The sequence below is a fragment of the Acinetobacter sp. 231_lipA genome (assembly GCF_058243005.1).
Genome location: NZ_JBZAYU010000001.1, coordinates 2,556,950 through 2,570,931 on the forward strand (window position 1 = coordinate 2,556,950; position 13,982 = coordinate 2,570,931).

11 protein-coding genes are annotated in these 13,982 nt (G+C 42.0%); 6 read left to right on the forward strand and 5 right to left on the reverse strand.

The window, feature by feature from the left end; translation table 11 throughout:
* Window positions 1-81 precede the first annotated feature (81 nt).
* Window positions 82-2,286, forward strand: coding sequence for a FepA family TonB-dependent siderophore receptor (locus AC4CUX_RS12555; RefSeq protein ID WP_201950772.1), 2,205 nt, complete (start codon window positions 82-84; stop codon window positions 2,284-2,286).
* Between the two features lie 36 nt (window positions 2,287-2,322).
* Here AC4CUX_RS12555 and AC4CUX_RS12560 read toward each other — a convergent pair whose 3' ends face one another.
* Together AC4CUX_RS12560 and AC4CUX_RS12565 are read right to left on the reverse strand one after the other, a co-directional pair.
* Window positions 2,323-3,324 (reverse strand): hypothetical protein, encoded by a 1,002-nt coding sequence (locus AC4CUX_RS12560; RefSeq protein WP_201950775.1) that lies wholly within the window; start codon window positions 3,322-3,324, stop codon window positions 2,323-2,325.
* Between the two features lie 15 nt (window positions 3,325-3,339).
* Window positions 3,340-4,371, reverse strand: coding sequence for an alpha/beta fold hydrolase (locus AC4CUX_RS12565; protein ID WP_062034416.1), 1,032 nt, complete (start codon window positions 4,369-4,371; stop codon window positions 3,340-3,342).
* Window positions 4,372-4,681: 310 nt separating this feature from the next.
* Between AC4CUX_RS12565 and AC4CUX_RS12570 the strand changes: the two genes are divergently transcribed.
* Window positions 4,682-5,296 carry a carbonic anhydrase gene (locus AC4CUX_RS12570; RefSeq protein ID WP_004981036.1) on the forward strand — a complete coding sequence of 205 codons (615 nt, stop codon included), beginning with the start codon at window positions 4,682-4,684 and terminating at the stop codon, window positions 5,294-5,296.
* Between the two features lie 30 nt (window positions 5,297-5,326).
* Here the strand turns inward: AC4CUX_RS12570 and AC4CUX_RS12575 are convergent, their stop codons facing one another.
* Entirely contained in the window at window positions 5,327-5,968 is a 642-nt protein-coding gene (locus AC4CUX_RS12575; protein WP_126035831.1) for an arylesterase, read from the reverse strand.
* Window positions 5,969-5,979: 11 nt separating this feature from the next.
* Between AC4CUX_RS12575 and AC4CUX_RS12580 the strand changes: the two genes are divergently transcribed.
* Together AC4CUX_RS12580 and AC4CUX_RS12585 are read left to right on the forward strand one after the other, a co-directional pair.
* Window positions 5,980-6,708, forward strand: a complete 729-nt coding sequence (locus AC4CUX_RS12580; protein ID WP_151835833.1) for an ABC transporter ATP-binding protein — start codon at window positions 5,980-5,982, stop codon at window positions 6,706-6,708.
* A 1-nt stretch (window position 6,709) separates the two neighbouring features.
* Complete coding sequence (locus AC4CUX_RS12585) at window positions 6,710-9,199, forward strand: ABC transporter permease (RefSeq protein ID WP_490792448.1); 2,490 nt, start codon at window positions 6,710-6,712, stop codon at window positions 9,197-9,199.
* A gap of 30 nt (window positions 9,200-9,229) precedes the next feature.
* Here the strand turns inward: AC4CUX_RS12585 and AC4CUX_RS12590 are convergent, their stop codons facing one another.
* Complete coding sequence (locus AC4CUX_RS12590; protein ID WP_151835831.1) at window positions 9,230-10,045, reverse strand: rhomboid family intramembrane serine protease; 816 nt, start codon at window positions 10,043-10,045, stop codon at window positions 9,230-9,232.
* Between the two features lie 77 nt (window positions 10,046-10,122).
* Here AC4CUX_RS12590 and mtgA point away from each other — a divergent pair, with 77 nt between their 5' ends.
* Together mtgA and ppk1 are read left to right on the forward strand one after the other, a co-directional pair.
* The gene (mtgA, locus tag AC4CUX_RS12595) at window positions 10,123-10,797 is read left to right on the forward strand and encodes a monofunctional biosynthetic peptidoglycan transglycosylase (RefSeq protein WP_004694386.1); all 675 of its coding nucleotides are present in this window, start codon (window positions 10,123-10,125) and stop codon (window positions 10,795-10,797) included.
* 110 nt (window positions 10,798-10,907) lie between these two features.
* Complete coding sequence (gene ppk1, locus AC4CUX_RS12600; protein WP_151835830.1) at window positions 10,908-12,992, forward strand: polyphosphate kinase 1; 2,085 nt, start codon at window positions 10,908-10,910, stop codon at window positions 12,990-12,992.
* Window positions 12,993-13,077: 85 nt separating this feature from the next.
* Here ppk1 and oxyR read toward each other — a convergent pair whose 3' ends face one another.
* Complete coding sequence (gene oxyR, locus AC4CUX_RS12605) at window positions 13,078-13,980, reverse strand: LysR family transcriptional regulator OxyR (RefSeq protein ID WP_004981021.1); 903 nt, start codon at window positions 13,978-13,980, stop codon at window positions 13,078-13,080.
* Window positions 13,981-13,982 lie beyond the last annotated feature (2 nt).

Sequence of the window (13,982 nt, forward strand, 5' to 3'; positions counted from 1 at the left end):
TTGCAATATGTTTATCATTTGTTAAGATACCCTACGAAATTTACACAATCTCTCCTTCTTTTGTATTTGGGTGTATACGTTATGGGTAAAAATCTGACGAGATCAACTTTGGCTTTGGCTGTTGTAGGGGCAATGAGTTCATTTGCGATGGCGAATGAATCGCTGACTAATGGGGCAGAAAAAGATACAACACAATTACAAACGATTGTATTAACGGCTGGGGAACAGGTTAAGCAGTCTCTAGGCGCATCTATTATTACGGATAAAGATTTAGAAAAATTACCTGTTGTAAATGATATTTCTGAATATGTACGTCGGATGCCTGGCGTAAATTTAACAGGCAATAGTGCAACGGGACAACGTGGTAATAACCGCCAAATTAATATTCGCGGTATGGGGCCAGAAAATACCTTGATTTTGGTTGATGGTAAGCCTGTGAATTCGAGAAATTCTGTGCGTTATGGCTGGAGAGGGGAACGTGATACCCGCGGTGACTCAAACTGGGTGCCCGCAGATGCGATTGAATCTATTGAAGTATTGCGTGGTCCTGCGGCTGCTCGTTATGGCTCAGGTGCCATGGGTGGTGTTGTTAATATTAAAACTAAAAAAGTCACAAACGAAGTTCATGGTTCAGTTGAGGTATTTACTAACCAACCTGAGAACTCAAAAGAAGGTTCGAGCCATCGAGAAAGTTTTAACTTGAGTGGTCCAATTATTAAGGACGTATTGTCTTATCGTTTATATGGAAATTATAACAAGACAGATGCGGATGCTGCAGATATCAACCCACTGACAGAAAGTGGTAGTCGTGCAGCAGGTCGAGAAGGCGTTGAGAATAAAGATATCTCAGGGCGTTTAGCTTGGCAGATTAATGATCAACAGAGCTTGACTATTGACACTTCATTTGGTCGTCAAGGGAATGAATATACAGGTGATATTCAAAACAGTAATGCAGATGCAACAAATCCAGATTCTAGCTTTAGTAACATTGCGTACGTCAATGGATTGTTAGGTAAAGAAACTAATACGATGTACCGAGACAGTTATGCTTTAACCCATGAAGGAAAATGGGCATGGGGTGATACAAAATTATTGGCTCAATTTGATAAAACTAAAAATAAGCGTATTCCTGAGTCACTAGCTGGTGGGCCAGAAGGAAGTCCAAATTCATTTGATAAAAAAACGTCGGTGCTAGATACCACACGTTTTAATGCTGAAACCAATATTCCATTGGATATATTTCTTCCTCAAGCACTCACCTTGGGCGCAGAGTGGGTTGAAGATAAGTTTAGCGATGCAACCAGTACAGTACAAGCAGATGCCTCTGGTTTGGTACAGTTGCCATCTGATCGTACTCACATGAAATCACGAATTGCTTCTGCATACATTGAAGATAACTTTAAAGTAACTGATGCAACAGATTTGGTCTTGGGAGTTCGTTTTGATGATCATAGTAAGTCTGGGTCAAACTGGAGTCCAAGTTTAAACATTACCCAAAAACTTGGAGATTACTTCACTTTAAAAGGTGGTATAGCAAGAGCATATAAAGCGCCAAATATGTATCAAAATGCAGAAGGCTACTTACTCTTTACACGTGGGAACGGTTGTCCTGACACCACAGCAACGGCTTCGGGAAGTTGCTATTTAGTTGGAAATGCAGACTTAAAACCTGAGACTTCTATTAACAAGGAAGTGGGTATCCAGTTTGAAAAAGATATTGTGAATGCAAGCTTAACGTGGTTCCGTAATGATTATAAAAACAAAATCACATCAGGTGACGAAGTTGTTGGAACGACAACCGTAGGTTCAACAACATATCATTTATTAGAGTGGACCAATATTCCAAAGGCTTTAATTCAAGGTCTAGAAGGAAGTGTTAGCTTAGATTTTGGTAATATTAATTGGACAAACAACTTTACTTATATGATGGATTCAGTGAATAAAACCACTGGAAATCCTTTGTCAGTTGTACCTAATTACACGATTAATTCGATTTTCAACTATGATATTACAGATCAATTTGATGTGAATTTCGTTTATACCCAATATGGTCGCCAAAAACCACGTCAATTTGCTGAAACGCGTAATACAACGATGAACACGAAAAGTGTGCCAAGCTATGGTATCGCAGGGATTAATGTTGGATACAAATTTACAGATCAATTTAGCGGTCGTTTAGGTGTGAGTAATTTATTTGATGAGCAACTTGTTCGTAATAATGACTTGAACCAAACCTACAACGAACCAGGTCGAGCTTATTATGCGAGCTTGAAGTATGCATTCTAAATTATGAAAGAAAAAAGCCGCATAATGCGGCTTTTTTTATCGTTTTAGAATCGCTTGTGCTTGGTCAGAATAATAAAACAGTTCTAAATAATAACGTGCTCGATCACGCAAGTAATGTGATTTGATGAGCTCTTGAATAATAGGATTCAATAAATCTTGAAGTTCATTTTGAATTAAAGCTTCGTCGATATTTAAGTCACGTAGGAGTAAATCAAAAGGACGTTCTTGGTTGCGAATGTACCAAGCATAAACACCATCATGCAGCTGTTGCTGCAGATAGTTAGTTTGACGTATATGTTCCCAAATTTCGTGACCCATAGCGACGGTTTGAGGCAAGTCTTGCACTTCTACATAATTTTTTAAAACTGATAAAGGCATGTCTTTGATTTTATGCCAAAGATTGGCTTGAAAATGATACAGCTTTTCATCATTAAAGTTTTGATTTAACACTTGTTCGCTCATTTGACTGAGTTTTAAGATGTTCTTTTGCAAATAATGACCGATGGTGTCATTTAGGTTTGAGTCCGTGACGGTTTCAAGTACCGACTTGCCCATTTTCATAAAACTAGAGACACCCGGCACACGTTTGGTCATGACGGAGTTGTTTAAATAGTCTTGAATTGAGTGCTGAATGAGCTGAGTAATCATGGCTGAAAAAGCTGGGTTATTTACCACAGTTTTAATCAGGCGTTGACGATGCCCACTTTTACTCGCGACATACTGCGCAATTTTGTCGATGGTGAGTACTGGAATCACATCGGCAATTTTTGTTGATTCATTGATGGGGTGAATCAAAGCAAATTTGATGTGCTCTGCAATTTGTGAAATCAGATGTTCTGTTGCAGGTGTGGCTAGGATTTGTTTTTGCAACAGCGCATTGATGTCTTCAAAGCTCCACAGTTGCTGCAAAGTTTGTTTTCTAAACCAGTGATAAAAGAGGGTGAATTCATTTTGTACGGTACTTGCTTGCGAAAACTCATGATCTAAAAAATTAAGATGAGCTTCAATGAGCTGCTCAATCATCGGGTGTTTCTGCATACGTACTCAACAAAATTAATTTAGTGGAATCAGTTTATCAGCCAATGGATTTTTTAACTTTTGTGTTTTTGCAAGAAAAGGCAGGTAGTGCTGTGCAACTGCTTGTTCTGCCTCCAAAAGTGGCATATGACCAACATTGTTAAGGATGACAGGAGCTTCAGCACGTTTCAATAAAGATTTGAGCTCATTCGCCACTTCGACATTAATAATTTTGTCCTGCTTACCCCACAAAATGAGGGTGGGTGCTTCAATGTTACGAGTCACTCGGGCAAAGGAGTCAGTGGTATAAATTCGGTTCAAGGTCACCAATTGATCAATCACTTTACTGTTTTTTTCAGCCTGAGTAATTAACTGTTTTTCTTGGGCGCGCTTTAAATAATAGGGCATTTTGATTGGGGTTTGCATGACGCGTTGCATCACATCATCCAAATCGCCCGGCTTGCTTACAATCAAGTGCTTTAAATATTGCGGGTCTTTGGCATAGTTGGTGTTGGCGTTTTTATAAATCCCGGCACTGTTCAATAAAAACAAACTTTGCGTGTCAAAAGGGTATTGCGCGGCATATAGGGTTGCAATAGAACCACCGATAGAATGTCCTGCAACATTGAGCTTATCTTGTATATGAATGGCTTCAACAAAACGACGGAGTCGCTCTGTGACATTTGGCATAGAGAGATCAAAATCATCTGGGACTTTGGTGTCGCCGTTGGTTGGAAGGTCAGGGATAACCACGTGGTAATACGGCGTTAGAAACTGTGCTACACGGTTCCAATTGTCCCGATTTCCAGCAAAACCATGAATCAGCAAAATAGTCGGTTTATCAACTGCACCGCCTTCGTTATAACTCCAAACGATGTCATCCACTTTAAGTGTTTTGGTTTTTAAGCCGGCGGTGACGCGTTCTTGTAGAAGGTAGCTTTGTAAACTGAGTTTGTCTTTGATGATGGTATTTTCGACCGCATGGCTGGCGAAAGGAAATGACAAAGCTAAGGCGAATAGACCGGCCTTTAGACTTTGTTTCAAGACGGATTTTGAGCGCATCATCATGGTTCATCCTTAAACGGAGATGAATGAAAAAACTGACCGAATAAGATAAAAATGCTCTGATTTTGAATAGTTTTTATGTTTATTTACAGGTCTGTTTGATTCTAATAGCTTTCATGCAAATGTCATTAATTATTTATTTGAAAGGATATACTGCATTTGGATAAAGTGTGAACTGCGTAACGATTTGTTTGAGATTAAATGCAAATTTAAAATTAAGCAAAAAAAGAAGCCGCTATGTTTTTTGCAAGTGACAATCAATTTCGCTGGGATTAAACTAGTCCAACTTAATAACAATCGGGTGGGAAAGGGAATGCTAACAGCTCAAGAAGCTTTAAGCCGTCTAAAACAAGGTAACCAACGTTTTGTAGCGGGTGAGACAACCCACCATAAGCAATTGTCTCACCAAGCACGAGCAGAGATGGCGGAAGACCAAAACCCATTTGCGATTGTACTCGGATGTTCTGATTCTCGTGTGCCTGCAGAAATGGTATTTGACCAAGGCTTGGGTGATCTGTTTGTTATTCGTGTTGCTGGAAATGTGGTTGCACCTTCGCAAGTTGGCAGTGTTGAGTTTGCGGCTGAGCGTTATGACTGTGCGGTCGTTGTGGTTCTTGGTCATAGTCACTGTGGTGCGATTCAAGCCACCATTGACACTTTGATGAACCCAGATAGCCCACCGTCTGCAAACTTGATGTCGATTGTAAACCGTGTCCGTCCTTCAGTTGAAACCTTGATGCAAACTGAACTGAAACATGATTTATGCAAACTGTCTAAACACGCGGTGCGTTCAAATGTATTTGCCTCTGTAAATCAGTTACGTCATGGCTCAGCTGTGCTTGAAAGTTTAATTGCCAAAGGCAAGTTACAAGTGGTTGGCGCTGAGTACTCACTTGAAAGTGGTGAAGTGGTTTTTTTTGACTTCTGATCAGCGGATATGATCAGAATAAAAGGCGCTCTATAAAGCGCCTTTTATATAGGGATAAGCCAAATTTAATAAAATAGGCTGTGCTTTGCCATTTGGATGGACCAAATCTTTTTGCATCAAGCTTTTATTTCCCGCTACACCTTCCAAGAAGAAGGGCAGCAATTTCACTTTGTATTGTTGACTAACCACTTTGTAATTATTTTCAAATGCCTTGCTATAGGCTGTGCCATAGTTTGGTGGCATTTTCATTCCCAAGACAACCACAGTTGCATTGGCTTTTTGACTCTGTTGAATCAGTTGCACTAAATTTTTTTGAATCATCTGAGGTGGTTGACCACGCAGCCCATCATTCCCGCCAAGCTCAATCACCACAACATTTGGCTTATGCGTTTGCAACAGTTTGGGTAAACGAGCCAAAGCGCCACTGGTGGTTTCACCACTCACACTGGCATTGACCACTTTGTGTTGTTTCGGATACTGTTGGTCTAACCGTTTTTGCAGTAAATTTACCCATGCTTGCTGTGGTTCTATGCCATAACCTGCACTAATGCTATCTCCTAAAACCATCACGGTTTTTGCAAAAACCCAAGTGGGGCTTAGGCACAGTGCAAGCAAAACCAAGTATGAACTGATACGTTTTTTAAATTTGCGATTTTGCACGAATATTTGCATATAGGGATGTTATGACCCAAGTTCATAGTGATGTAAGCATCATGCCACAAGTGATTATTTCTGCCCAGCAACTGACACAAAAGATTAAACTTCCGCAAAAAGAACTGACCATTTTCTCAGATTTGAGTCTGAGCATCGCAGCAGGTGAACAAGTCGCAATTACAGGACGTTCAGGTTCAGGAAAGTCTACCTTACTGGGTATTTTGGCGACCTTAGATCAGGCTAGCGGTGGTGAGCTAATCGTTTGTGGTGAAAGTATCTCCAAGCTCAACGAAGAACAGCGTGCGAATGTGCGTTTGAAGCATATTGGCTTTGTGTTTCAGTCCTTTCAACTGCTGCCACACCTGACTGCTGTTGAAAATGTGATGCTGCCGTTACGGCTTCATGCATCCTTTAACTTCGCTGAAGCGGAGCAACGCGCTTTGAGTTTGTTGCAAAAAGTTGGATTAGAGCGACAGGCCACCCAAACACCGAAGGTACTTTCGGGTGGGGAGCAGCAGCGCGTTGCAATTGCCCGTGCGCTGATTGCTGAGCCAAAAATTATCTTTGCCGATGAACCAACAGGAAACTTAGACAGTCAAACTGCGCGAGAAATCGAGCAATTATTGTTTCAATTGAACCGTGAGTTGGGTACGACCCTGATTTTAGTGACGCATGACCATACGCTTGCAGAACAGTGCCAACGGCATTTTGAATTACTCGATGGTCAGTTGATCGAACATCCTCGAACGGGAGGATAAAATGAATTCTCTATTTCAGCCCTTACTGAAGCAAAGTTTTAAAAGTAGCGGTGTGTATTTATTGATTATTGCATTGATTCTCGCAATCAGTGCAACGACCGCGTTGAAGTTTAGTAATGAGAAAATTCAAAATGCCGTAGCACTGCAAGCCGCTGAGATGCTAGCAGGGGACTTGGTTTTAACGGACAGCCAAAAACTCGACCCGAAATGGAAAGCGCAAGCGACAGCTCTCGATTTAAAACAATCTGAAGTCACTGTCTTTAGTTCGATGGCATATACCGATGATCAGTTTGTTATGGTCAATGTTAAAGCCATCGATCAAGCCTTCCCTCTGCGCGGAGAGTTACGTATTCAGCCTGCGGCGAAGCATATTGCTTCGGGTGAAGTGTGGTTGAGTCAACGTGCTATGGATTTGCTACGGGTTAAACTGGGCGATCAGCTGAATATTGCAGATGGTGTGTTTAAGATTACAGGCTTGATTGAGCATGACTCCAATCAGGAGTTAGGATTTTCAGGTTTCTCTCCCACGGTGATTATTTCAGAAGCGGATATTGCCAAGACCAATGCCATACAAGTCGGTAGTCGCATTGAATATCGCCTACTAATGGCAGGTACGGCACAAAATACTCAGCAGTTTGAAGCAAATTTTAAGAAGCAGAATGTATTGTCTGAAGAGGTCAGTGCGACAACTCAAAGTCCTAATGCGGAAGAACCACAAAACAGCTTACGCTTACGGAATGCCAGTGAGGGCAATACCCGTTTAATGAAACCGATTGAAAATTTGGACACATTTTTGCAGTTGGCGAATATCTTAACGATTTTACTGTGTGGAATTGCGATTGCTTTGACCAGTCAGCGTTTTGTGCAACAAAACCAAGATCACATTGCGCTATTACGTTGTATGGGGGCTGCGAAGTCACAAATTCTTTGGGCTTACCTTAGCTTGTTGGGTGTGGTGTTCTTGCTTGCCATGCTGGTCGGGAGTGTCGTGGGGGTAGGGCTGGGTTATGGCCTGTTACAGTTGATGTTACAACTGATTCCACACTTAAGTATTGCATTTTCAGCTTGGGATATGCTGCTCGGGCCGATTCCGATTGCCATGTTGACTAGTGCTGTGGTGCTATTGGGTTTTGTCTTACCAAGTTTTTGGGAGCTTTTGAATACTCCACCGATCCGTGTCATTCGCAGTCAAGAAAAATCAGTTTCGTCTATGTTTTGGATGTTACTTGCAGGCACGGCAAGTCTGGTATTATTTAGTATTGTTCTGACTGAAAACATGGTGCTGACAGCCATGGTGATTGGGGCAATTATTATTCTATGTGCAGTGTTATACGTTGTGGTCTGGCTGAGTTTGAAGTTCCTGCGCGGCTTGAAAAATGCGGTTTCTGCCTATGTCCGTACGCCTTACCAAACTGCGTTTCAGATTACCGCTTTGGCTTTAGGACTCAGTTTAATTACGGTTTTAGCCGTGCTACGAACCGATTTGTTAGAACGTTGGCAACAGCAAATTCCTATAGGAACGCCGAATCAGTTTGTATATGGTTTACCGCCTTTTGACATGCCTGAGTTAAAAGCGAAAATTGAACAAAACCATTGGAACAGTACGCCGCTCTATCCGAATATTCGAGGTAGACTGATTGCCAAAAATGGACAGCCTTTTGCTGCGGATTTGGTGAAGCAAAATAATTCCTTACGTCGCGAGCTAAATTTAACCCAAGCAGACCGTTATCCTAAAGACAATGTAATTGTCTCTGGAGTATCAAAACTGACAGCAAAAGGGCAAGTTTCGGTGGAAGCCAACACCGCAACAGAGCTTGGGATAAAAGTGGGGGATCAACTGACCTTTAGCTTACCAGAGGGTGTGATTCATGCCAAAGTGGCAAACTTACGAACTGTAGAATGGGAAAGTTTTAGCCCAAACTTCTTCTTTATTTTTGCGCCCCAAACTATGGATGAAAATGCGGGCAGTTATTTGGGCAGTTTCTATGTGCCTGAGTCAGACAAAGCGAAATTGGTCAGTATCATTCAACAATTTTCCAACACTGTCTTTATTGATGTCAGTTTAATTTTAGATGAAATTAAGCGCATCGTGACCGTGCTGGTGCAGATTGTCACGATCCTTGCAGTTTTAGTGAGTATTTCAGGTATTTTGGTTTTAATTGCGTGCCTGAACTTACTCATGGATGAGCGCAAACGTGAGGTGGCGTTATTACGTTCATTTGGTGGTTCCAAGCAAAAACTCAGAACTATGCTCAGTCTAGAAATTGGCTTTATTGGTTTTATGGCAGGTGTGGTTTCTTGTTTATTTGCTGAAGCAATAAGTGCAGTAGCATGTTATCGCATGGGATTAACCATTCAGCCACACTGGGAAATCTGGCTCATTTTACCACTGTTCATGACCTTACTCTGCGCGCTGATTGGGCGTTATCGCTTAAGTTATCTCAGTGAGATTCCACCTTTACAAAATTTGAGAGAGATCAATCAATCGTGATTGATCTCTTAATATCTTAAGCGTTGAATCTTAGAAATTGAGCTGTTGACGCATCATCATTAACACTTCTGACCATAAGGGTTGAATATAGACCACAAGGTTTTGGCAGTGTAAGTAAAACCAATACGAACCGCAGGCTGCCAAAACAAGGCTCAGCAGCATAATCCAACGCTGCTGCGTTTTTTGTGAGAGATACCAAAGTGCCGCCAAAACAGCACCCATCAACATGCCGCCAATATGTGCGGCATTGTTAATCCCTGAAATCATAAAGCCCATGGCTAAGTTGATTCCCATCACGATGAGCAAAGTCTTTTTATCTAAAATAAAACGTTGCTGTGGGAGCATCGGTAGTAGCGATAGAACCGTCAGTGCTGCGCCCAGTCCCATGACGGCACCTGAAGCCCCTGCACCGACACGCGGCAAGAGTTCAGGGTTTGCTAAACCAACACGAATCAGTTCATAACTGTCTTGAATGGCAATATAACCACTGAGCAAGCTACCCATGAGACCAGCAAGAACATATAGCGCAAGAAAATAGACACGTCCAAACATTTGCTCCAGCACACTGCCAAAAATATACAGCGCCCACATGTTCAATATGAGGTGAACCAAGCCAAAATGAAAGAACATACTGCTCAATAAACGCATCGGTTCAGTCAAGAAGGTGAGCGGTGCATAGTCTGCTCCCCAGTGTATAGCATCAGCCGTACTTGGATTGCTGACATCCATGCCATGCAGTACTTGCCAAAAAAACAGCCCAACATTCACGGCAATAATGACGGCGGTAATCCACCATAAATGTACGTCGAATTTTGTTTTGATTTGCGGAGGTGTAAGCTCGGTCATGCTATTCTTGCTAAAATTTTGCTATATTTGCCCAAGCTTAGCATGAATAAAAATGATTTTTGGAGTAAGCCACTGGCATGAAAGCTTTTATTGTTCGTAGTTTGTTAGTCGTTGTCAGCTTCGTGCTTTTGGTACAGTTGTGGATTTTTGCAAGTCTTGCGTGGTGGCGGTACAAGCCAGTGGAAACCACCATGTTTATGCGAATTGATTATTGGTCTGAGCCATCTAAGCCTATTCAACACGAATGGCGTGATTATGACGAGATCAGTGAGTACATGAAAAAAGCCATTGTTGCGGCTGAAGATGGCAAATTTATGCAACATCATGGTTTTGACTGGGATGGCATTCAAGCGGCGCTTGAGCGTAATAATGACACGGGCAAAGTAGTTGCCGGCGGTTCAACAATTTCTCAGCAATTGGCCAAAAACTTATTTTTATATAACAAGCGTTCATTCATTCGTAAAGGTCAGGAAGCTGTTGCAACTTGGATGATGGAACGGATGTGGAGCAAAGAACGCATCTTAGAGGTTTATCTGAACTCGGTGGAGTTTGGTGATAATATCTATGGCGTGGAAGCTGCAACCCAACACTACTTTGGTAAAAGTTCACGTAGCTTAAGCCGAGAGCAGGCGGTCTTTTTAGCGGCCATTTTACCCAATCCGAAATACTACCAAGACCATCAAAATGACCGTAAGTTGCAAAACCGTGAGCGCATGATTCGAAAGTATATGCGCTATAGTGATATCCCTTAATTTGATTGATGTGAAAAAGCCCAAATTTATGGGCTTTTTTTTATGAAATTGTCACAAAATTGAAGCATACTTATCATGATAAAACGCATTCAAATAATCAAAGGTTAGCTATGAATACGGCAGCAAGCACATCTCCGATACTACAACCTGAATACGCGTATAACGATCGCTATATTAACCGTGAGTTATCGATATTAGATTTCCATTTACGTGTATTGGAACAAGCCGTAGATCCTTTACATCCGCTGTTAGAACGGATGAATTTCTTACTGATTTTTTCACGTAACTTAGATGAGTTCTTTGAAATTCGTGTTGCGGGCGTCATGGAACAGTTGGATCTGGGCAATGAAAGCCGTAGCCCCGATGGCTTAACCCCACGCCAAGTACTCGATCAAATTTCGCAAACCGCACATGCCGCAATTGAACGTCAGTATCGTATTCTCAATGATGAAATTCTGCCGAAACTACGTGAGGAAGACATTTGCTTCTTACGCCGTGGGGAACTGACACCTGCACAGTCTTCATGGGTAAAGAAATATTTCCAAGAACAGGTCGCACCTGTCTTAACACCGATTAGCCTTGACCCTGCGCATCCATTTCCGCGTTTAGTGAATAAAAGTCTCAACTTTATCGTGACTTTGGAAGGGAAAGACGCATTTGGTCGTCAGATTGATTTGGCCGTTGTTCCTGCACCACGTTCATTGCCACGTGTGGTTCGGCTACCTGATGAACTCACAGGTGGAAAAGAGCATCATGTGATGCTTTCAGCCATTATCCATGAGCATGTTTCTGACTTGTTCCCAGGGATGACAGCGACAGGCTGTTATCAGTTCCGTGTCACACGGAATGCCGATTTGGCACTCAATGAAGATGTGGAAGACTTAGCCAAAGCACTGAAAGGTGAGTTAAGTTCACGTCGTTTTGGACGAGCAGTACGTTTGGAAGTTACACAAAACTGTCCAGAACATATTTATAACTACTTGCTAGATGAATTTGATCTGCATCAGGAGCAGTTGTATAAAGTCGAAGGACCGGTGAACTTGGCGCGTTTATTGTCCAATTTTAAACGTCCCCATCTACGGTATGACGCGCATATTCCTGTTATTCCTAAAGTGCTGAAAAAGTCGGAAAGCATGTTCTCTGCAATGCAGAAACAGGATATTTTACTACATCATCCGTTTGAGTCTTTCGCACCTGTGATTAACTTATTGCGTGAAGCGGCACGTGACCCACAAGTGTTGGCGATTAAACAAACCCTATACCGTAGTGGTGCAGACTCTGAAATTGTACAAGTCTTAGCAGAAGCGGCGCGTAATGGGAAAGAAGTTACCGCAGTGATTGAGCTGCGTGCGCGTTTTGATGAAGAGTCAAATATCGAAGTGGCAAATGTGCTACAAGAAGCGGGCGCAGTGGTTGTTTACGGCATTGTGGGCTATAAAACTCATGCCAAAATGATTCTTGTGGTACGCCGTGAAAATAATAAACTCGTTCGTTATGTGCACTTGGGAACGGGTAACTACCATGCGGGTAATGCACGAATTTATACCGACTATGGCTTGCTCACGACCGATAAAGAGTTATGTGAAGATGTACACCGTATTTTCCAAGAACTGACGGGTATGGGGAAAATGGCGAAGCTGAAAAAGCTACTCCATGCACCGTTTACGCTCCATGCTCAACTGATTAACTTTATTGATGATGAAATTGCCAATGCCAAAGCGGGCAAGAAAGCGCAGATTATTGTGAAAGTAAATGCACTAACTGAAGTGCAACTGATCAACAAGCTATATGAGGCATCGCAGGCAGGTGTACAAATTGATCTCATTATTCGTTCAATTTGTTGTCTACGCCCAGGCTTGCCAGGGCTTTCGGAAAACATTCGTGTACGTTCGATCGTGGGGCGTTTCTTAGAACATACCCGTGTTTTCTATTTTAGTAATAATGGCGATGCGCGTATTTATGGTTCGAGTGCTGACTGGATGGATCGAAATCTATTTAATCGTGTTGAGGCATGTTTCCCAATTGAAGATCCTGCTTTGAAAAAACGTATTTATCAGCAAGGTTTGTTGACCTATTTGCAGGATAATCAACAAGCTTGGTTATTACAGGGTGACGGAACATGGCTTCGTGCGACACCAGTTGAAGACGAAACTGAGCATAATGCACAGCGTTATTTGTTAGATGTGATTAAATAACTTTAGAGAGGTGCTTGGGTCTAAAAAAGATTTAGGCACAAAAAAGGAGTCATGTTTGACTCCTTTTTTATGCACAAAAATAAACTTAGTGCAGATCTTGAGTAATTTTTTGCAGGATTTGTAATAGCACATCAAATTCGCTTTGTAGCGGGGTGCTTTTACGTGTCACCAAAGCCAAGATACGGCTTGGAGCAGCTTCAATTTGTTTGACCATCAAATCTGGATTCGCTTTAATCATATTGGTATGAATTGCGATTTCAGGTAATAAGGTAAAACCAAGATCAGCCGATACCATTTCTACAAGGGTCGGTAAAGAACTCGCTTTTAAACGATGGTCATTCTTACGTTCACCAATAGGGCAGGCACTTAGAGTGTGGTCACGTAAGCAGTGGCCTTCTTCAAGCAACATTAAACGCGAAAGGTCTAAGTCATCCAGCGATTTGGCTTGGCTTGCGATATCTGATTTATTGCAGACCAAAAATAAACTTTCTTTTGCGACCTCAGCAACTTTTAAGCCACGTGTATCAAAAGGTAGAGCCAAAACGACCATGTCTAAATTACCATGTTCGAGTTTTTCTACAATTTTCTCACTTTGCGCTTCGTGTAAATGTAGTTGAATTTTAGGGAGTTGCTTATGCACTTCATCTAACAATTGCGCCAAAATAAATGGCGCAATGGTTGGAATAACACCTAGATGTAAATCACCAGTTAAAGGCTCGCTCATTTCTCGGCTTAAACGCATCAGGTCTTGAGCATCTGCCAGTAGAACACGAGCACGAGCAACGACTTGCTCGCCTAGAGGAGTTAAGCGCACATTTTGGCGATCACGCTCTACAAGTACGCCACCGAGTAGGCGTTCAAGCTCCATAATCCCGCCCGACAAAGTCGATTGGGTTACAAATGAACGGCGTGCAGCTTCAGTAAAATGCAGCGTTTCTGACAGTGTAACGAGATATGACAGCTGTCTTAAGGATGGTAATGCAGCCATAG

What these genes read in the sequence shown, in the direction of transcription:
- AC4CUX_RS12555 (WP_201950772.1), top strand. Translation starts at nt 82, where the DNA reads ATGGGTAAAAATCTGACGAGATCAACTTTGGCTTTGGCTGTTGTAGGG.
- AC4CUX_RS12560 (WP_201950775.1), bottom strand. Translation starts at nt 3,324, where the DNA reads ATGCAGAAACACCCGATGATTGAGCAGCTCATTGAAGCTCATCTTAAT.
- AC4CUX_RS12565 (WP_062034416.1), bottom strand. Translation starts at nt 4,371, where the DNA reads ATGATGATGCGCTCAAAATCCGTCTTGAAACAAAGTCTAAAGGCCGGT.
- AC4CUX_RS12570 (WP_004981036.1), top strand. Translation starts at nt 4,682, where the DNA reads ATGCTAACAGCTCAAGAAGCTTTAAGCCGTCTAAAACAAGGTAACCAA.
- AC4CUX_RS12575 (WP_126035831.1), bottom strand. Translation starts at nt 5,968, where the DNA reads ATGCAAATATTCGTGCAAAATCGCAAATTTAAAAAACGTATCAGTTCA.
- AC4CUX_RS12580 (WP_151835833.1), top strand. Translation starts at nt 5,980, where the DNA reads ATGACCCAAGTTCATAGTGATGTAAGCATCATGCCACAAGTGATTATT.
- AC4CUX_RS12585 (WP_490792448.1), top strand. Translation starts at nt 6,710, where the DNA reads ATGAATTCTCTATTTCAGCCCTTACTGAAGCAAAGTTTTAAAAGTAGC.
- AC4CUX_RS12590 (WP_151835831.1), bottom strand. Translation starts at nt 10,045, where the DNA reads ATGACCGAGCTTACACCTCCGCAAATCAAAACAAAATTCGACGTACAT.
- mtgA (WP_004694386.1), top strand. Translation starts at nt 10,123, where the DNA reads ATGAAAGCTTTTATTGTTCGTAGTTTGTTAGTCGTTGTCAGCTTCGTG.
- ppk1 (WP_151835830.1), top strand. Translation starts at nt 10,908, where the DNA reads ATGAATACGGCAGCAAGCACATCTCCGATACTACAACCTGAATACGCG.
- oxyR (WP_004981021.1), bottom strand. Translation starts at nt 13,980, where the DNA reads ATGGCTGCATTACCATCCTTAAGACAGCTGTCATATCTCGTTACACTG.